Annotated in this window: 12 protein-coding genes and 2 tRNA genes; 2 read left to right on the top strand and 12 right to left on the bottom strand. The window is 45.4% G+C overall.

Features of this window, described 5'->3' with window-relative positions; all coding sequences use genetic code 11:
* Positions 1–50 precede the first annotated feature (50 nt).
* Complete coding sequence (locus AB3G73_RS21095; RefSeq protein ID WP_367745563.1) at positions 51–1,268, top strand: glycoside hydrolase family 88 protein; 1,218 nt, start codon at positions 51–53, stop codon at positions 1,266–1,268.
* Between the two features lie 118 nt (positions 1,269–1,386).
* Complete coding sequence (locus AB3G73_RS21090) at positions 1,387–5,490, top strand: two-component regulator propeller domain-containing protein (protein ID WP_320980657.1); 4,104 nt, start codon at positions 1,387–1,389, stop codon at positions 5,488–5,490.
* Between the two features lie 27 nt (positions 5,491–5,517).
* Here AB3G73_RS21090 and AB3G73_RS21085 read toward each other — a convergent pair whose 3' ends face one another.
* From AB3G73_RS21085 to AB3G73_RS21030, 12 genes are all read right to left on the bottom strand, one after another.
* Positions 5,518–8,286 (bottom strand): DUF4962 domain-containing protein, encoded by a 2,769-nt coding sequence (locus AB3G73_RS21085; protein ID WP_367745562.1) that lies wholly within the window; start codon positions 8,284–8,286, stop codon positions 5,518–5,520.
* Between the two features lie 42 nt (positions 8,287–8,328).
* Positions 8,329–9,729 (bottom strand): sulfatase, encoded by a 1,401-nt coding sequence (locus AB3G73_RS21080; RefSeq protein ID WP_259022138.1) that lies wholly within the window; start codon positions 9,727–9,729, stop codon positions 8,329–8,331.
* Positions 9,730–9,747: 18 nt separating this feature from the next.
* Positions 9,748–11,157 carry an alpha-L-fucosidase gene (locus tag AB3G73_RS21075; RefSeq protein WP_217721408.1) on the bottom strand — a complete coding sequence of 470 codons (1,410 nt, stop codon included), beginning with the start codon at positions 11,155–11,157 and terminating at the stop codon, positions 9,748–9,750.
* 35 nt (positions 11,158–11,192) lie between these two features.
* Entirely contained in the window at positions 11,193–12,077 is an 885-nt protein-coding gene (locus AB3G73_RS21070) for a hypothetical protein (RefSeq protein ID WP_367745561.1), read from the bottom strand.
* 39 nt (positions 12,078–12,116) lie between these two features.
* A complete protein-coding gene (locus AB3G73_RS21065) occupies positions 12,117–14,720 on the bottom strand; it encodes a DUF4962 domain-containing protein (RefSeq protein ID WP_148366574.1) in 2,604 nt (867 codons plus the stop codon).
* A 59-nt stretch (positions 14,721–14,779) separates the two neighbouring features.
* Positions 14,780–15,979: a glycoside hydrolase family 88 protein gene (locus tag AB3G73_RS21060; RefSeq protein WP_320974412.1), complete on the bottom strand. Its 1,200-nt coding sequence runs from the start codon at positions 15,977–15,979 to the stop codon at positions 14,780–14,782.
* 250 nt (positions 15,980–16,229) lie between these two features.
* Complete coding sequence (locus AB3G73_RS21055; RefSeq protein WP_195648648.1) at positions 16,230–16,721, bottom strand: DUF4488 domain-containing protein; 492 nt, start codon at positions 16,719–16,721, stop codon at positions 16,230–16,232.
* Between the two features lie 139 nt (positions 16,722–16,860).
* Positions 16,861–18,264 (bottom strand): asparagine--tRNA ligase, encoded by a 1,404-nt coding sequence (gene asnS, locus AB3G73_RS21050; RefSeq protein ID WP_148366576.1) that lies wholly within the window; start codon positions 18,262–18,264, stop codon positions 16,861–16,863.
* Between the two features lie 105 nt (positions 18,265–18,369).
* On the bottom strand, positions 18,370–19,848 hold the full coding sequence (locus tag AB3G73_RS21045; RefSeq protein ID WP_367745560.1) for a pseudouridine synthase: 1,479 nt from the start codon (positions 19,846–19,848) through the stop codon (positions 18,370–18,372).
* Between the two features lie 74 nt (positions 19,849–19,922).
* Entirely contained in the window at positions 19,923–21,269 is a 1,347-nt protein-coding gene (gene purB, locus AB3G73_RS21040) for an adenylosuccinate lyase (RefSeq protein ID WP_195648650.1), read from the bottom strand.
* A 141-nt stretch (positions 21,270–21,410) separates the two neighbouring features.
* Positions 21,411–21,485, bottom strand: a tRNA-Val gene (locus AB3G73_RS21035).
* A 35-nt stretch (positions 21,486–21,520) separates the two neighbouring features.
* Positions 21,521–21,595: transfer RNA gene (locus AB3G73_RS21030), tRNA-Val, on the bottom strand.
* Positions 21,596–21,597: the final 2 nt, after the last annotated feature.

Below are 21,597 nucleotides of genomic sequence, written 5' to 3'. Positions count from 1 at the left end.
ATAATACACCAGCATCATAAGAAGATGCACTTATCATCATTGGTTGAGATATGAAATCACTTCAAAAAAGAAATATACTTATTCTTCTACTCCTGACCGCCTGTTTCTGCGGAAACTCGCAGAGCTTTGCCGCCGAACCGGGAAAGAAGGTTCCGCAATGGGTTCAACACGCTTTTTCCGTGATTGAGAAACAGGCACAGAAGATGTCTGCCAAAGTAGAAAAAACATCTTGCCTTCCCCGTTCCATCCAACGGGGAATGGTAAGTCCGACCGACTGGACCAGCGGCTTTTTTCCGGGAATGTTGTGGTATGTGTACGAATATACCGGAAAAGAAGAATGGAAAGCGCGTGCCGAACGTGCCACTGCCTTACTGGAAATGGAACAGTTCAATGCTTTCGACCACGACATAGGTTTCAAAATGTATTGCAGCTACGGTAACGGATGGCGGCTGACCCGGAATCCGGACTATAGCAAAATTATTTTCCGTTCTGCCAAGACTTTAAGTTCACGCTATTCATACAAGACAGGGCTTATCATGTCTTGGGAAGAAGACAGCACACGTGACTGGCAGTTCCCGGTTATTATCGACAACATGATGAATCTGGAATTACTGATGGAAGCCTATAAATTATCCGGAGACACCACATTGCGCCACATCGCCCTTTCCCATGCCGACAAAACAATGAAATGCCAATACCGCGAAAACTATTCATGCCCCCATGTGGTAGACTATGATGCGGAAACGGGCGAAGTCCGCAAATTCGACTGGAACAACGGCTCCGATGATGTCCGTGTTTCGACCTGGGCACGCGGACAGGCATGGGGACTTTATGGGTTCACGATGATGTACAGGGAAACAAAGAACCCGAAATACCTGCGCCATGCCGAACATATCGCCGACTTTCTCATACAGCATCCCAACCTGCCGGCAGACGGAATTCCTTATTGGGACTATTCCGGCAGCCAGGTTTCAACGATACGGGATGCTTCCGCCGCTTCCGTGACGGCATCGGCGTTCATTGAGCTAAGCACCTACTCTCCCCATAAAGGCTACTTCAAAACCGGAGAAAAAATGCTGAAAAGTCTCTCTTCCGATGCGTATCTCGCCAAACCGGGAAAACATTCTTTCTTTATTATAAAGCAGGCTATCGGAAATTATCTCCGAAACAGCGAACTGGAAGGTGGATTGTCATACGCCGACTACTACTATGTGGAAGGGTTGCTGCGCTACTTAAAACAAATCAACCCATCCATGGAACAGAAGTAAAAACATCGAATAGGCTGGAAATGTGAGATGAATAATCCGAAAGTATATTTGGCTATTGAATGAAAGATGATTATCTTTACCTTACATTTGTAGTATTCACATTTATCATTCAGCACACATGAGAAACCGATATTTGCAAACAAGCCTCATCTCCGGCCTCTTCCTCTGTTTACTATCCGTTTCGTTCTGCCATGCGGCGACCGGCGGATCGGAACACATTCATTTCCGGCGTCTGTCGGTCAATAACGGAATGTCGCAAAATACGGTTCTCGCCCTCACGCAAGACCATAACGGTAAAATCTGGGTGGGAACCATGGATGGTCTGAACTGGTATGACGGATACCGTTTCGCTCTCCTCTACAAGAATCTGAACGACAGCACCAGTTTATCCAACAATCATGTTTACTCACTCTGTACCGACGCAGAAGGTACTGTGTGGGTAGGCACTTTAACCGGACTATCCAGATATAACATTGTAGGAAACAACTTCACCAATTTCTACTTACCCGGAAAATTACCCATACAAATATTCGCCATAGAAGACCTGAACGACAAGAACCAGCTCTTATTGGGAACCAATAGCGGGCTTGTTGTCTTTGATAAAAAAACGGGGTACATGAACCTGCATCCCCTTCTGCGGAAAGTCAACGTTTATTCCATTTGTAAAATAAAAGATGAAGTGTTGCTTGGAACTTCATCCGGTCTCTACCATTACCATCCCCATGACAATTCTGCCGTGCAACTGCTTCCGGAATTGAAAGAAGAAGTGTTCTCGTCCATTCTCCACGACCCGAGAAAACAGGTCAGCTGGCTGGGGTCGCTGACCAACGGAGTCTATTGCATAGATGAAAAATTCCGGATAAAGAAACATTATTATGACAAAAGCCCGCAGCAACTAGCTGAAAAGGCCGTCCGCACATTGGCACAGGATGACAAGGGAAGAATCTGGATCGGTACCATAAATGCCTTATTCATATTGGAACCTGAAACCGAAAAAATACAGAGACACGCCTTCTCCCATGAGGATCAAAATTCATTGGGACATAACTCTGTACGTTCCATTCTAAAAGATAATCAGGGAGGAATGTGGGTAGGTACTTTCTATGGCGGACTGAACTATCATCATCCCATGGCTCCGGCATTCGGGACGTTAGTTTATTCAGCCTACAAAAATTCCATCAGCGACAACACGGTCAGTTGCATCGTCGAAGACCCGCATACCGGCAATCTCTGGATAGGAACCAACGATGGCGGGCTGAACGAGTATGACCGTAAGAACAACCATTTCTCGGTTTACCGGGCCAATCATCACAACGCCCGCGCATTGCAATCGGACAATATCAAATGTGTATTGCCCGACGCGGACGGCATTTATATAGGAAGCCACGGCGGTGGATTGAGTTATTTATCCGCCCGCACCAAGCAAATTGAGAACTATACTTTCCCCGAAGCTGTCTCTTTCAGCAACAGTTGTTACTCTTTACTGGACGGACAGGACGGAACACTTTGGGTAGGTTCCATCATCGGATTGTACCGTTTCGATAAAAAGACCGGGCAGCTATCCCTGCATCCTCTGGCACAAGAATATCCCCGGCTGAACTCCATCCTCATATCCGTCCTATACCGCGATTCGGCAAACCGGATATGGATTGGAACGGAAGAAAGCTTGTTCGTATATGCCAACGGCAAACTGGAAGAATGGAAAGACGGCACATCCGGCGTTCCGGCTCTGATACAGGCTTTCTGCATACAGGAAGACAGCAATCATCGTATCTGGATAGGCTCCTCCGACGGCCTGTATAAGTCGGATGACGGAAGTGTCGGACAGCAAGTCCGCTATTCTACACAGAACGGATTGCCTAACAATTTCATCTATGGCATACTGGAAGACGGACGGGGACGGCTCTGGCTCACGACCAACCGAGGTTTATCCTGTTTTGACCCTGCCGAAGAGACGTTCCTCAATTATACCGTACAAGACGGATTGAGCCACGGGCAGTTTAACACTTACGGAGCGTGTAAGACCAAGGACGGCATCTTCTTTCTGGGAAGCCTGCAAGGAATTACCTATTTCAATCCGTATGAGTTTGTAGACAATCCGTATTCTCCGAATGCTGTCATTACGGGAGCCAGCATCCAGAACCAGCCTGTGGCAAAAATAAAAGATGGCGTTTCCAAGTTTTTCCAGGCAGATGACGGGAAACTATTAGGAATGTCCTTTCCTTCCAACCGCAAGTTATTCAGCGTCCATTTCTCCGTAATCAATTATCTTTCCGGCAGACGGAATCTGTTTGCCTACAAACTGGAAGGATTTGATGAGGACTGGATTTATTCGAGGCAGATTGTTCCGTCGAGAGGTGTCGCCTATTCCAATCTGCCGCCGGGGAAATATGTATTCAAGGTAAAAGCCTGCAACAACAATGGCCGCTGGAGTCTTACTCCGACCGAATTCTTTGTACATATCACTCCTATGTGGTATCAGACATGGTGGGCAAAGATGCTCTATGTCTTATTTACATTGGGCGGACTTACTTTCATCTTCTATTTCTTCATTGCCCGCGCGAAGATGAAAATGCAGATGCAGATTGAACATCTGGAACGCAATAAGATTGAAGAAATCAGCCAAGAGAAAGTACGCTTCTACATCAATATGTCCCACGAACTGCGTACTCCGTTGAGCTTAATATTGGCTCCTCTGGAAGAACTGGTAGAAGAGAAGAATAAGTTTGACGACCGGATTCAGCAGAAACTTTCGTATGTGTACAGAAACGGACGCAAATTACTTCACCTTGTCAACCAGTTACTGGATTTCAGAAGGGCAGAGTCGGGAGCGCTTCCCATTCATGTTGCCATGAATAACGTGGATGAACTGGCCGGAAATGTCTTTACGATGTTCAAGGAGAACGCGCAGAAAAGAAACATTGCCTATCAGTACCGGTCGGAACTGGATGCGAGCCTGCTCCCGATAGACAGAACATATGTGGAGATGATACTAACCAACCTGCTTTCCAATGCGTTCAAATTCACTCCGGACGGTGGAGAGATAACGCTCTCTGTCTGGAAGAAAGAGAATTGTTTCGGATTCACGGTCAAAGATACCGGCGTCGGAATCGCGCCGGAGAAATTAGCACGCATCTTCGAGCGTTTCTATCAGGCGAGCGAAGGCAGGAAGGGAAGCGGAATCGGACTTTCATTAGTCAAATGCCTGGTCGAAAAGCATCACGGAAGTATCAGTGTGGAGAGTAAGCCGAACCAAGGCAGTGAATTCCGTATCGAGTTGCCGTCCGATCTGTCAGTATATGCTCCGGAAGAAATAGAGAACCCACATGAACAGCATATCCCCGAACTACAAACGGCTTCATTAGCCACTGAAACAATGGTGGAGGACGGAGAGTTCCGGGCAATAGAGCAATCTGCCGCACCGACGGAAAATGAGTCATCGGATGAGATTACAGAAACAATCCTGCTGGTGGATGATAATAAAGAGATGGTGGACTATTTGAAGAATAACTTTAAATCCAAATACATCACATTGACCGCCGGAAACGGGGAAGAGGCACTGGCCATCCTGAAAGAACAGAAAGTGGACATTGTATTGTCCGATGTCATGATGCCGGGTATTGACGGGATAAAGTTGTGCGAACTGATAAAAAAGAATATGCAGACCTGCCATATTCCTGTCATTCTCTTATCGGCCAAAGGTAGTATCGAAGCCCAGACAACCGGTATCCAGACCGGTGCGGATGACTATATCCCCAAACCTTTCTCGATGAGTCTGCTAAAAGGTAAAATCAGTAATATACTGAAAGCAAAGCAGCGGTTGAGGCACTACTATTCCAACACGATTGACATTGATACGGCGAAAATAACGTCCAATGCGCTGGATGAAGAGTTTATGAGCAAAGCGATACAGATAGTCGAGGAAAATATTGACGATGAAAATTTCACGGCGGATGATTTGGCGGAGAAACTTTGCATGAGCCGTTCTTCCTTGTACCTCAAGATGAACTCGATATCAGGGGAACCGCCGGCTAACTTTATCCGTCGTATCCGTTTTAATAAAGCCTGCAAATTATTGCTGGAAGGAAGGTATTCGATTTCCGAAATCAGTAACAAGGTCGGCTTTAGCTCGCCCTCCTATTTCTCTACCAGCTTCAAGAAACACATGGGTTGTCTGCCTTCCGACTATGTGAAAAACCAAGGAAAGAGAGAGGCTGAATAATATTCAGCCCTCTCTCCTGTTTCATTTTTAATATCCTTTCTGACAAGGTACCATCAAAGGGTAACGGTCGATTGTCTCCTGACAACCGGAAGTCTTATTAATCAATAAAGTGCTATGCGAGAACTTCCGTCCTTTCGCTTTTACTGCTCCGTTGGCAGGGCCATAAAGCAGGTATTCTCCCGTCGTCTTGTTTTCAATTTCCAGACGGGCTTCCTGACTGGTGTCCATCTGCGCTTTGATACGATAGTTGCCGATGACAATTGTGTTATCTGCATCCGGCTTCGCATCAGCAAATGACATGGAGTTGGATTCGTCTATCTGAATAACTGCCAGGAATCTCATATCCTTGCATTTACGGACGTTCTCGAATTTACCGTGATATTGATTTTTTTCAAACTCGATTGCTTTTCTTCCACGCTGCGGGTTCAGCCAGTCGAACGGTTTGACGTACGACGTATCAACCAGGGAAGTAGTCAATTCGGAACTTCCGAAAATCCGGGCAAGCACATCACAATTATCCGTATCGGCTATCAGTGAATTCCCGGCATCGCCAATCTTCATGCCTGCACGTTCAAGCCCATTAAGCTGAAAAGTCCAGGTTACTTCTTTTTCCGCTTCCAGTTCATCATATAGTACGATGATATTAGGACGCAACATCACCAAGTGACGACGGAATTTACGGACTTGCGGATTATCATTATCATCCAGTATAAAACCGTTTTCGGAGGTGTAAGCCTGTGCATTCTTCAACACAGTAGTCCAGTTGAGGGCACTTTGGTCAAAAGGTACATATGCGTTTGAAGCATCGCCCAAAGCATAGGTAACATCGTTGCCGTCCAGATAACGGGCAATCCATCCGTAACCGCTATGCGAATAGGCCTGCGTCTTTCCGTCTACGGTAATGGTATTACGCGCCCGGCTATGCTTGTGTGCCAGCAAGTAATGCTTGTCTTGTGTCGTCACTTTATATCCTGTAGGATAAAATATCGGTTTTCCTTTGTAGGACACATTGAAACTGTTTTGCTCTGCCATTCCGTGAGAACCGGATCCGAAAGGTGAACTACGGAACGAGACAAACAGATTGTCCGAAGCATTCAGCACATCGGTATTCATGACGACGATACCGGTTTGAGGAAATACGGCAGACTGGGGAATGTTCGCCAGATTCACTGCCTCTACCTTCCGCGGACGATGCTGCAAACGATAGGTGTCAAAGTCCGTTTTCTTAAAAGCGAATGGAGCGTCAGGTGATTGGCCGGACAGCTCATAAGCGTAATGGATAGCAAACGGATTATTCAACTCTTGCCCCAGAATGTATGCAAACTCTGCCCGGAGCCGGTTTACTTCATAGACCTTGTCGCTCCCGTCACCGAATCCGTCACCGGCAGAATGTACAGGCATCGTGTAAGCCAATGCATTGGCACAATTGGCATACCATGGATGCTTGAAGATATTCACGTTGAAAAGATTACGAAACAAGATGAAGTTATTCACCATCGATTCCATATTCACATGGATATAGCCCATGTTTCCGTTAGGCCAGACACCGTCTGACAAGAAGCCGCCGCCCGGTGAACGTGATAACCAGATGTCATAAAGCATACCGAACCACTTCTCTGCCTGTACATCATGGCCTTTCATGACGATAGCGGAAGTAAATGCGTTATAAAAGGTATGCTGAAAGAAATGGGCGCATAGTATGCCATCCGCCGACCCGACATTTTCCTGCATGGCATCGTCTATAATCAGCCCAATGACGGTCGTGATGAAGTGCTTATAATTCTTTTTCTGTTGTTCGTTCAGATAGGCATAGGCCACGTCATAGGTCATACTCAAGGCGGACATGGACTTGGCGCCCGTAAAGTCGGCAGCCGCATACATTGCAGCCGGTTCTTTTGCCGCAATGTAATCTGCCAAGGCTACAGCTTTATCGAGATATTCCTTGTTCGAAATCAGCCGATAGCCATTCAACAAATGTTCAATATCTCTATTGATTCCTTCTACTTCGTATCTCAAACGGAATTGCATGATTTGCTTTCGTTCTACTTCAGAAGCCGTTGCAGGTATGGGGTCGCCTTTCACCTTATAACTCGCCACCTCTTTATTCAAAGCCGCATTCGCAGCTCTCCGGTAAGATGCCCTTAATTGTTTCTGATCGGCTGTCAGCACTTTGCCGGATATGGCCTCTCCGAAAATACGAGGATGCTTCTCCGGTATCATATCATACGCTTCTTCGGCATTCGGTGACTGAAATTTAGGAAGATTTTCGGGGATATTCACTTCGTATACCTTCGACCAGGATTTCCCTGACACCCGATAGCGCCAATACCACGTACCCGGTTTGAGAGGCTTGTGGTTATTATAAAAGGCCAGTTTCAACCCTGTACGGGTAAGTACATCTTTATCTGAAAAGTTTCTTGTACGTCCCATTTGGAAGTCATACTGCAAACAGCGATCCGTTTTTCCGCTTACTTTTTTTACAGGAAAGACTTTAGGATACTCGTAATCAGCCATCGGCCAAGTGAAAACCGGCGGATTGGTTATAACCTCGTGCCCCTTCACCGGGTAAGGAAACTCCCGGTTTCCCTTTTGCCGGATGCATCCCATAGTCAATGGGGTAATGCCACTCTTACTATCATCCGCCTCCTCTTCATTCACCTTGAAACCGTCGGCAAACCGATGGAAACCGCTGAATACCTGCTGAACCGTTCCATCCGACTGCGCGAATACTGACTGCATGGAAACGGACATTACCGCCACCGTTGTGCCAAGCCATACTTTGATTTTATTCTTCATGATACTCTTAACTATCTATCTGCTATAAATTCTTTTTTATATTTATTGAATACATTCCGCCATCTTTACCTGAAAATCATTCATCATGGCAGCCATTTTTTGTGCTATCTCCGGATATTGCCCAACCAAATCTACAGTCTCTTCGGGGTCTTTCTCCAAATCGAAAAGCGCAAGGCCGGTTTTGCCTCCCCTTGCAAGCTGCACGCCCGGCAGACCATCCTTTCCCGGTTCTGTCACGATGCGATATTCGTGAGGAGCCACACATTTCCATTTCCCGTCTCTCACCGCTTCTACTTTACCGTCATATAAAAAGTAAAACGGTTTATGACTCTGTGCTTGTCCGGTAAGTGTCATCCATACGTTCTCACCATCGAACTCGTTCATCCGCGGCATTTGTGAACCGGTCAGTTCTACAATGGTAGGGGTAATGTCCAAAGCCGACAGGAACTGCTCGGAAACTTTACCTGCCGGAATACGACCGGGCATCCGGGCTATGAACGGCACACGCTGCCCACCTTCAAAAGTAGTACCTTTTCCCTCACGAAGTCCGCCTGTAGAACCGCCGTGATTGCCGTAACTCAGCCACGGACCGTTGTCGGATGTAAACAATACCAGGGTATTATCGTCCAAACCGTTTTCTTTCAATGTTTTCATTATTTCACCTACCGACCAGTCTATCTCCATAATTACATCAGCATATAGCCCTTCTCCAGATTTTCCTTTGAACTTATCCGATACGCCCAGAGGAACATGAGGCTGTGTATAAGGAACATAAAGCAGAAAAGGTTCATTCTTATGCTTGTCAATGAATGCCGTTGCACGTTCTGTGATACGGGTAGTCATGTGATTCACTGTAGGATTATATTCCACCACGCGCTCATTGTCGTAAAGCGGCAATGCCCGGTACGGATGTCCCGGCTGAGGATGGAAAGGCCACATATCATTGGAATAAGGCAAACCGAAAAACTCATTGAAACCGTGTCGGAGCGGTAGGTGTTCGGGAAGACATCCCAAATGCCATTTGCCGAAAATGCCGGTAGCATAATTATTCTGTTTCAGGTAGTCGGCAAGGGTAAATTCATCGCTTTCCAATCCGTTTACGGACAGGTCGTCTACAACTCCCTGTAAGCCTGCCCGTTCGGCATATCGCCCTGTCAGTAAGGCGGCGCGCGATGGAGTAGAGGCTGCCGCACCTGCATAAAAGTTAGTGAAACGGATACCCTCCGCCGCCAGTTGGTCCAGATTGGGAGTTTGCAAACGAGAGTTGCCGTAACACTTCATGTCTCCATAGCCTTGGTCGTCAGTCAGTATAATAACGATGTTGGGCTTTTCTGCAGCGTTGCTTCTTGAAGAAGCATTCGCTGTTTCAGATGATTTTGAGTTTGAACCGTTGCAGGCGGATAATCCTGCAACAGCCAAACATAAGACTGATAAATTATTCATAAAACTTACTGTAAACTATCATTTTTTTACTTTAAAGCTAAAGGCTAACGGTTCATTCTTCAACCCTTTGGGCAGAGTAACAGTCACCTTGCCATCCTTACAGGAATACTTCACGCTCTTGCCGTTTTGCAACAGAGTCATTCTGCCTGTCGGCTCGTTACCTTCCCACTCAATGGTGGCAGGCAATGTCTCTTTTTCGGGCAGGGCGTAGATGGCATATAATGTTTTACCGTCTTTATTGGCAGTAAACCATACTTTACCGCAGTTATAGTTTGGTGTAGTACGGGTGGCGTAGATAGCCGCACCATTCTGCTTCAACCAATCACCAACTTCTTTCAAGCGGTCGATAGCGCCTTGCTCAATCTCTCCTTCCGGAGTAGGTCCGATGTTCAGTGCCAGGTTTCCGCCTTTGGCTACAATTTCAGCCAGCATATTGATTACCCATGAACAGGATTTGTATTCAGAGTCCGGACTCCAGCCCCAAGTTTTAGCCAAAGGGATACAAGTTTCCCAGGGGTTGTTTATCTGTTTCTCAGGAATGACACGTTCCGGTGTCTGGTAGTTCTCGTTACGTCCCGGCACGGTTCTGTCCGCCACGATAAGACCCGGTTGTTTCCGGCGTGCTTTGTCTACGATTTCATCCATCTTGATATCCTGTTCCGGTTTACGCACCCATCCTCCATCAAGCCACAAAATGTCGACATTGCCGTAATTGCTCATCAGTTCGTCAATCTGGTTGGCGGTAAACTTCTGGAAGTTCGCCCATTTCTTATGGTATTTCTTTACGTCATAGTTTACGTTACGTGTGGGAGTAGCCCAAAACGGATCCCAATAATCTTTGTGATGCCAATCCGGTTTGGAAAAGTAAGTACCAATCATGAAACCTTTCTGCCGGAAAGCATCGAACAGGTGCTTGGTGACATCACTGTATTTTCCATTCTTATACGGCCCTTTTGTAATGCCGTAATCCGTGTATTTAGAGTCGTACATACAGAATCCATCATGATGCTTAGTGGTGAAGACAAGGTATTTGCATCCGGCATCTGCCGCAATGTCTGCCCAACGGGAAGGTTCGAACTTGACCGGATTGAATGAATCCGCCAATCCCCAGTACCATTTTTTAAATTCATCGTAAGGTTTGTCCGGAGCTACTCTCTCCCTGCGCTTGGTAAAGCGGTCTTCCGAACAAAGCAACCATGATTCCGTAATACCCGGCACAGAGTAAATGCCCCAGTGGTACATGATACCGAATTTCACGTCTTGCCATTTATCCAGTTTTTCCAGTACTTTCGCATCCGTAGGCCATTCATAGCTTTCCGAACTTTCGTGTATCAGTTCTCCGTCTTTCGTTCCGAAAACTTTTTTGTTTTGCGCATTCAGTGCCAGCGACAGACCGATACACGCAACGAGTGATAAAACTTTTTTCATAAATAGTTCTTGTTATTGCATTAGTAATAGATATTTTAGTTCTTTGAGTCAGAAACGCTTTCTATAAAAGCAGGTTCGCCCTGCAATTGCTTCACGATATTTTCCGCTTTCTCAACTTCTGCTTTTGTGCCGCAAATTAGTAATGACACGCCACCTTCAGCACCGTCCACACCACCTTTCGCCGTGACGTGAACATCTACATCGGCAAATTCTTTCATGGCTTCGATTTCAGTATAGATATTGCCTTGCGTTACATTGAGACGCACTGTACCCTTACCGCGTTGTATATCACCATTTGTTATCTTCTGAATTTCAAACAGGTCTTGCGTTGTTTCTTTTTCGAGGCCTACCGGCACAATCCAGCGTCCTTTACCTTCATCTGTGTATTTGCGCAGCTTCGCTACAGTGCCTCCGTCGGGTGCTCCTACACATACGGCTGCCTGACGTTTGGCGTAATTCACCATGTTAGCACCTTTAAACACGATGTCCTTCGCATTCATACGTGCTAAAGCATCGGCATAAGATATGTCAGCAGGCTTCCCTTTCATTAATACTATTTCCGACTGACGTTTCATCCCTCTAGCAAAATCTTCTTTCGAACTCGGGAAGATTCGTCCTGTGACGAAACTCCCCCGGGGAGCTGACAGTCCGGCAAGTTCTTCTGCAAGATAAGTATTAGTTGTTCCCAAAGTTATGATGACAATGCCGTTCTCCAATCTGTCCTTGACATCTTTATTTGCCGCAATACCCTTAGCTATCAGACGTTTGCTTTCACTGACCGTCAACCGTGCGGTTGTCATATACTCATATGCTTTCTGCGGAATAGTTCCCGCCGCTTCTTTTTTTTCTTTAAGTTGCTGCATACAGCTACTGAATGAAAGTGCTATCGCAGTTAGTAGGATATAGTTGATTGCTTTCATATTTAATGTCTTTACCTGATATTTAATGTCTTTATCTGATTAGATTTCCAGTTCGGGTACTTTATCAACCAAGACTTTTTCAGTACCGTTTTCTTTGACAATGGTAGCTTTACCTTTATAGTCAATGCTTACGTTCTCACCTTTCTTCGTATTGCGAACGAAAAAAGAGGGAGCACCTTTAGAGGATAAATTAACCTTGATATTCCAGTCACCTATCTCAATACAGCCATCTTTCAACATTCGTGGCTGCGCGGTGGGGGTCAGTTTGGCATGAGTATCGATAATTGTAGCAAAACGATATACTTTCTGCTTGTCTGACGTAGCTGTGAAATGCCAATGATTTGCGTACGTTTTAAAATTACCTTTCTCGTCAGCAATCAGCCAATTGACGGCAGGCGTAAAGAATTGACTGGTCGTATCGGTTTTCAATACTCCGGTGGAAAAAAGGTAAGCATCAGAGATTCCTTCTTTGTTGGTAGCCTGTACGTGTACCCAATCCGGATTGCTTTTATCCACATTCATCGGATTAGTAACCGTATGCAGCAAGTAACTCCAAGTGACAGGCTGTTCAGCTTCCAATTCGTCATAGATAAAGGTAAGACCTGTTTTTCCGAGTTCCACGATATGACGGCGGTAAGTTTTCAGTCCGACTTCGTCCCAACCATTCTCAGGGGTATATTCCAGCCCGGCAACTTTGCCACGTTCTATCCAAAGCGGAGAGATTACTTTTCCATATGCATTAGACGCATCCCCTACCACATAACCTATGTTTTCACTTATATAATGACGGGGAATCCATCCGTAACCTTCGGTACCGATACGCTGTCCCATACCATTAACCAGTATCGTATTGTGAGCACGAGTTGCACGGTAACAATAAACAGAATGTTTATCAATAAAAGAAGTACCATGACCTGAGCTATAAAAGAGCGACTGTCCGCCCCAAAAGGTATTGAACGCATTCTGATTGGTTAGTGCATGGGATGTGCCACCGTAAGGACTGCTACGAAAACTAATCATGGCACTGTTTTCTGTCTGCGATAAACGGGTGGAGAATGAAGCCAGACCGGATTGCGGGAAAACGTGTCCCATAGGCAGGTCGGCAAGACCAGCCCCCACAGGCAATGGTTTGTCACACTGCAAACGGAACCATGCCAGTCCGCCTGCTTTGGACGTACTGCCTTCATTCAAAATGTTCGGCTGACGTGCCCGGATAGTACGCACATAATCAGCAGCATACGTATTGCCTGTCATCCGGGCGACAGCATCCGCATAACCGACTCTTACTCCTCTGGGCGTTAACACCTTTTCATGGGAACTACCATTTCCGCCCGATTTTGAAAATGGGGGTTGCTGATAGATAGTGTACAACACCGAACCTTGATACCAGGGATCAGAGAAGAAATCAAATCCGGTCAGCCTGCTGTAAAAATAAGGAACTTCTATCAATGTACGTGTGTTTACAGTGAAATAAGAGTCGCCATTATGCCATGCACCATCCTTATTCAGACCGGGGAAACGGGCAAGCCACACGTTATAGCAGTAATCTACCCAAGTATCAGCCTCGGGCAGTTCACCGTAAACAGTGAAAGCCGCCATTGTAAGAATCCGGAGCGTCATTTGCCAGACGTGATTCTCAGCGATATGATTTTCCAGATAATTATTATAATGGTCATACATCTTGTTTCCATACTTCCGGATGCAAGCAAGCAGGTCTTTTCGGGTATCTTCATCCAGAAGGTCATAGAGAGCATCATAAGCCAATGTGCCAAGTGATACGAAAGTAGCGTCATTAAAATCGCCTTTCACATTATCACTTTCCCCCCAAGTGATAATTTCCTTGATACGCTTGATGGCTTCATCGGCATAGCGACGTTCTTTAGTCAGCATATAAGCACGTATGATAACATCCAGGTTCGACTCTTCTCTGTCGACAATACGGCGACTTTCACGAGTAAGCATTGCGTTGCGCTCCATTTCGCTGTTCAAATTTGCGAGCAGCTTGGTGTTGACGTCATTGATAGACTTCATAGGTGTCTTCATCGCCTTGTTGGCAGCCGAGATATAAATCTTGCGTTCCGGAGTGGAAATGCTACGACGGATAAAGTGCTCCCACTCTTTTTTATCAAGCCAGACGCGGGGATGTTCATGTGGAACTTTGGCGAGGACTTCTTTCAGGGAAGGCGGACAGAACTTGTCAGGATTGGTTTCCACCGTAAATTGCTGAACCGTAGCCCATTTTGTCTTTCCATCCTTTACGTTGCCATATTGCCAGTACCACACGCCGGGTGTCAAGTCTTTCTCCGGATTGTAAAAAGGCCAACGGGTTTCCACCTGTACCACCCCGGTCTTGAAAGTGGGATCTTGAGAGTAGCGCAAGCTATAACGGACTTTACTCTTGTCAACCTTATGCTTAGTATCCAGCCCGTCCAGCCCGCTCTCTACCACATAAAGCCCTTCCTGCAACGGCCATTGAAAAGAAACGATACGGTCGGCAACCACTGCTTTGTCCGACGGCGAGGGAGTAGCACGCATTTCGTGCATCAAAGTGACATCTTTCAGCCGGATATTGACAGGCGACTGTTGAGCATACAGTCCGGATGCCAATAAACAAATTGTAAGAGTATATAAAGTAAGTTTCATGGTTATTTGTTATTTATAATCTAGCAGTTAAGCGTTTTTCATTCTATATTCATTCTTGTTTAGCCGAACTTCTTCAATTCTTTATATCGTCTTAATGCTTCCAGATAATAATAATCCGCATAGTTTAACGGTACATCCACCTCGCTATCATGTGGAAAACTACCCACCGAGTGTTTCAGGATGAATCCTTTATTCTCATTCTCCTTCGCCAGATAATCCGGTGAAGAAAGCTGTTTTAATATATTTTCCGCATACTCCATATAACTGTTACTTAGATTCTTATCATCTGTATATCCGCATAGTTCGAGCAAAGCGGAAGCGGTAACAGCCGCGGCGGAAGCATCACGCGGGGCGTTCGGAATATCCGGTGCATCATAATCCCAGTAAGGAATATAATCATTTTCCGAAGGACGGTTCTCCATTATAAATCGGGCAATCTTATGCGCAGCTTCCAGATAAGCGGAATTTTTCGTAAAGCGGTAACACATCGTGTAACCATACACTCCCCATGCTTGTCCGCGTGCCCAGGCGGAAGAATCGGAATATCCTTGGAAAGTTCCTTTAGACTCCACTTTCCCGCTAGGTACGGAATAGCTGACTACATGATAGGAAGTCATGTTCTCACGAAAATGATTCTTCAAGGTTTTGTCAGCGTGAGCCATCGCAATATCACGATATTTAGAATTTCCGGTTTGTTCGGATGCCCAGAAAAGCATCTCAAGATTCATCATATTATCAATAATCACCGGGTAACTCCAATCCCCAAAATCCCAGGAACGAATCAAGCCGACTTCCGGACTGAAACGTGCACAAAGGCTCTCGGAAGAATTCACCAAAACCTGTTTATCTTTCGGTTCCGGTTTCAAACGAAGCGCCTGTCCGTAGCTACAATACATCATAAAGCCAATATCATGGTTTCCTGTATAATATTGAATATCTTCCAGACGGTTCGTATATTTACGGGCCTCCTTCGCCAACGCCTCATCCCCTGTCATCTCATAGGCCAGCCACATGGAACCGGGATAAAAACCACTTGTCCAGTCTTTGGCATTTTCCAGACGGTAACTTCCATCCGCCTTGGTAGAACGTGGAAAACAAACTGTGTCAGGTACATTTTTCAACTGATCCGCCATATAAAGTAACTGATGACCGGATGTTTTCACCGCAGTTTCAAACCATTCCGGCGTACCCGCTTTAGGAATATCACAAGCGGTCAGCAGACCTATTCCCAAAACCGCCATATACAACTCTCTTTTCATTTCCATATTTATAGTTTTAATGATTTATTTTAGATTTAATGTCTCATCTTTACCGATAGCAAAATTAGGGATTGCCGAAAAGAAAGGCTTTATATATCTATTTTTTCATCCTTGATTCCATATGCGTCAATGTAGATTTCGTCCAAAACACTTTTGTTTTTGTCTATTCTCATATTATTATACAAAAATTGCGCACACCTTCTTTAAAAAAGAGGATGTGCGCAATTTTGTTTCAGTCTGCGAACCTTGCTTATCTCACAATATCTTCCGGAAATTTAGCCGGCATCTCCACCCGTTTCCAAGTTTCATAATACCAGGTATTCAACTCGTTTCCATTCAAATCATTCTTGATGAAATATTTCAGACACAGATAATCATTGTCTTTTATTTCAAATTCGAGGATATTATCCTGATTATCCAACATTGGCAGATGAATATTCTTCTCGATACTTTCTTTATAAGAATCATCCGTCAGTTGTTTCCACATTCCATATCCTGTAATGATGGCATCCGAACCGGGGATAATGGTAAAGTTCACGATCCGTCCGTCATCACTCAACACTTTAAATGTATTACTGGGTTTCAATGCTCCCGGCACATCGGGAGATTCCGACACATAGTGGCAGAGCTGCCAAATACCTTTTAAATCGGCCGCTTTGAATTTTGTTTTCTTTTGGGCCATCGCACCTGTTACCGCTAACAACATCATTGAAAGCATGGTAAAGAAAAAGAGCTTTTTCATTGTCGTATGATTTTAGTTAACACTCTCGAAGGCGTATGTCCAAATATAAATATTTATTTTGAGAATATAACTATCAAAGACATAAAAAAACTCGCATAACCCAAAGATTATGCGAGTTTTACATAAATATACCGAAATATTAGAAATCAGCATTTCTCGGTGTACGCGGGAACGGTATCACGTCACGGATGTTCGCCATACCTGTAACGAATAATAACAGACGTTCAAAACCAAGTCCGAAACCGGAATGAGGACACGTACCAAACTTACGGGTATCCAGATACCACCACATATCTTTCATCGGGATGTGCATTTCTTCAATACGGGTCAGCAGCTTGTCATAGTCCGCTTCACGTTCGGAACCACCGATAATTTCACCGATCTTCGGGAAAAGAACGTCCATTGCACGTACAGTCTTACCATCTTCGTTCTGCTTCATATAGAAGGCTTTGATTTCTTTCGGATAGTCAGTCAGAATCACCGGACGTTTGAAGTGTTCTTCCACCAGGAAGCGTTCGTGTTCAGAAGCCAAATCCACGCCCCAGTAAACCGGGAACTCGAACTTATGGCCTTTCGCAACAGCTTCTTCCAGAATCTTGATACCGTCTGTATAAGGCAGACGTACGAACTCATCTTTCAATACACCTTGCAGACGTTCAATCAAGCCCTTGTCGAACATATCGTTGAGGAACTTCACATCATCCGCACAGTTATCCAACGCCCATTTCACACAATATTTGATGAACTCTTCCGCCAAGTCCATATTGTCTGTAATATCGTTGAAAGCAACTTCCGGCTCAACCATCCAGAACTCTGCCAAGTGGCGGGGAGTGTTGGAGTTTTCGGCACGGAACGTAGGACCGAATGTGTAGATAGCTCCCAAAGCAGTAGCAGCCAACTCACCTTCCAGCTGACCGGAAACGGTCAAACTTGCCTGCTTACCGAAGAAATCATCTTCATAAGAGATAGAGCCTCTCTCGTCTTTCTTCAAGTCATACAGGTTCATGGTAGTCACCTGGAACATCTGTCCGGCACCTTCACAATCGGAAGCCGTAATGATCGGCGTATGGAAATAGAAGAAGCCCTTTTCATGGAAGAACTTGTGAATAGCAATCGCCATGTTGTGACGGATGCGGAACACAGCACCAAACGTATTCGTACGCGGACGCAAGTGAGCAATCTCGCGCAGGAACTCCATAGAGTGACCTTTCTTCTGCAATGGATATGTATTATCACAAGTACCCAGCACTTCGATTTCACGAGCCTGTACTTCCACTTTCTGACCGGAACCTACTGACTCTACCATTTCTCCGTTCACGCTAATACAAGCGCCGGTAGTAATCAGTTTCAGCATCTCTTCATCGAAATTAGCCAAATCTACTACGACCTGCAAATTATTTATTGTAGAACCGTCATTCAGTGCGATAAAGTTTACTTGTTTGCTACCTCTGCGGGTGCGAACCCATCCTTTCACATTGACCATCGCGCCAATATCTGTGCGCTTCAACAGATCAACAATTTTTGTTCTACCAATCTTTTCCATTTAACTTTTTCTTTTTAGATACAAGAAGACGAGGTTTCAATTACAGGGTTCATTCTTTCCTGCTCTCTTTCCTCGTCCTCTGTCAAGTTGTTATTTATTGACTTATTATTCAAACGATCCCATACGGAGGTAGTTTACTTCTGCTTCCGACAGGTAACGCCAGTCTCCGCGACGCAGCCCTTTTTTGGTCAGTCCGGCGAAGAACACACGGTCGAGTTTTACTACTTTGTAACCCAGTGATTCGAAAATACGGCGAACGATACGATTCTTACCGGAGTGAATTTCGATACCTACCTGGTCTTTTTTGAAATCATCTGTATAGCTGATTGCATCTGCATGGATTTCGCCATCTTCCAACTGGATACCAGCTGCAATCTGATCCATATCCGCTTTTGTCAGGTTCTTGTCCAGATGAACATGATATATTTTCTTCTTCAGAAATTTCGGGTGTGTCAGCTTGGAAGCCAGATCACCGTCATTCGTCAGCAAGAGTACACCAGTCGTGTTACGGTCAAGACGTCCTACGGGATAAATACGTTCGTTGCAAGCGCCTTTTACCAGATCCATTACCGTACGGCGTTCCTGCGGATCATCCGATGTAGTAACCGTATCTTTCGGCTTATTCAACAATACGTATACCTTACGTTCGATGCTTACCGGTTCATCGTGGAACTTAACCACATCCGAACGTTTGATCTTTGTACCCAATTCCGTTACTATTTCACCGTTTACAGAAACCACACCTGCCGTGATAAATTCATCAGCCTCGCGACGTGAACAAACACCGGCATTAGCCAGGAACTTATTCAGACGGATCGGCTCATTCGGATCAATAAACTGTTCCTTGTACTCGATCTGTTTCTTTACGCTATACTTAGCATTCGGATCATAATCGCCGGTACGCGGACGAGGACGATAGCCTCCTTGTGAACGGTCATTGTTGTATCTCGGACGATAGCCGCCACCACCGTTGTTGCTACGATAGCCACCACCTTCACCGTTGTTGAAACGGGGACGATACGGACGGTCACCACCTTCACGGTTGTAAGAAGGACGTTGAGGACGGTCGCTACCTTCGCCGTTATTGAAACGGGGACGGTACGAACGGTCACCACCTTCACGGTTGTAAGAAGGACGTTGAGGACGGTCACTACCTTCGCCGCTATTGAAACGGGGACGCTGGGGACGGTCATAAGAACCACCTTCACGATTGTAGGAAGGACGTTGGGGACGGTCATAAGAACCACCTTCGCGGTTGTAAGAACGTTGCGGGCGTTCGCCTCCTTCATTATTGTTATTGAAGCGAGGACGATACGGACGATCGCCACCTTCACGATTGTAAGAAGGACGTTGGGGACGGTCGCCATAAGAGCGGTCACCATACGAACGCTGCGGGCGTTCGCCTCCTTCATTGTTGGCATTAAATCGCGGGCGATACGGACGATCCCCGCCTTCACGGTTGTAAGAAGGACGATACGGACGTTCTCCACCTTCTCTGTTGTAAGACCTGTTACCATCACGGCCGGCACCTGTATTCTCTTCATTGAAAGAATTTTCGCGCCATTCTTCGTTTTCTGTGCTCATTTTTTTTATTCGAATAAAATTAGACTTTGGCCTCACGGCCTATTTAAAAACACGTTTATTATATAAGTAAACAATTAAAGCCCCGTATAAGTATGGGGAGTGATTGCTCTTAACTCTTTTTTAATATCTTCGCTTACATTCAATTCTTCGATAAACTCTTTAATAGAACTTTCTGTAATAGCCTGATTGGTCCGGGTTAAAGCTTTCAAAGCTTCATACGGATGCGGATAAGCCTCACGGCGCAGAATAGTTTGAATAGCTTCTGCCACTACGCTCCAGCAGTTATCCAAGTCACGATAGATAGCCGGTTCGTTCAGCAACAGTTTACGCAATCCCTTCAAAGAACTCTGAATGGCAATCACGATATGACCGAAAGGCACACCTACATTACGCAGCACTGTCGAGTCTGTCAAGTCGCGCTGCAAACGGGAAACAGGAAGTTTCACAGCCAAGTGTTCCAGGATAGACGTTGCTATACCCAGGTTACCTTCCGCATTTTCAAAGTCAATCGGATTCACTTTATGCGGCATGGCGCTTGAGCCCACTTCTCCGGCTTTGATCTTCTGTTTAAAGTACTCCATAGAGATATACTGCCAGAAGTCACGATTCATATCGACCATAATTGTATTGATACGCTTCATGCTATCAAAAACAGCAGAGAGGTTATCATAGTTCGAAATCTGCGTAGTATATTCTTCACGTTCCAGCCCCAGTTTTTCTGCAACAAACCGATTACCGAATTGTTTCCAGTCATATTGAGGATAAGCTACATGATGCGCATTGTAATTTCCGGTAGCACCACCAAACTTAGCGGTAATCGGACATGCTTTCAACATGGCCAGCTGACGTTCGAGACGGTAAACGAATACCATCACTTCCTTGCCTAAACGAGTAGGAGAAGCCGGTTGACCGTGAGTTTTGGCAAGCATCGGAATGTTAGCCCATTCTGTTGCATAAGTTTTCAACTGCGCAATCAACTCTTCAATCAACGGATAGTAAACCTGTTCCAATGCTTCTTTGATAGAAAGAGGAACAGACGTATTGTTAATATCCTGAGAAGTCAGTCCGAAGTGGATGAATTCTTTATAGTCATCCATTCCGCCCATCTTGTCAAATTCTTCTTTCAGGAAGTATTCTACGGCCTTCACGTCGTGGTTAGTTACACTTTCGATATCTTTAATGCGCTGTGCGTCTGCTTCAGAGAAGTTACGGTAGATATTCCGTAAAGTTTCAAACACGTTGCTATCGATCCCTTTTAATTGCGGCAAAGGGAGTTCGCACAAGGTGATAAAGTATTCCACCTCTACCTGTACACGGTATTTAATCAGTGCAAATTCAGAGAAATAAGCTGCCAAAGCTTTAGTTTTGCCTCTATATCGACCATCAATCGGAGATATGGCCGTCAATACATCAAGTTCCATACGTTTTCTTAGATAATTATCAGACTGCAAAATTAACTCTTTTTCCTGAGTTATAAGGTAAAAGGAGAAAGAAAGTTTGTATAAAAGAGGTAAGAAATAAAAAAAAGTCTCACGAATTCATCCGTAAGACTTCTTTTTGTGTGGGCGTTGACGGATTCGAACCGCCGACCCTCTGCTTGTAAGGCAGATGCTCTGAACCAGCTGAGCTAAACGCCCTTGTTAATGAGCCGGAAGTGCTTCGTTTTTTTGTGTGGGCGTTGACGGATTCGAACCGCCGACCCTCTGCTTGTAAGGCAGATGCTCTGAACCAGCTGAGCTAAACGCCCTT

This window comes from Bacteroides sp. L008 (genome assembly GCF_040812255.1).
Classification (GTDB): Bacteria; Bacteroidota; Bacteroidia; order Bacteroidales; family Bacteroidaceae; genus Bacteroides; species Bacteroides vicugnae.
Note: the sequence above shows the minus strand (reverse complement) of the source record. Positions and strands in the feature narration are given on the sequence as shown.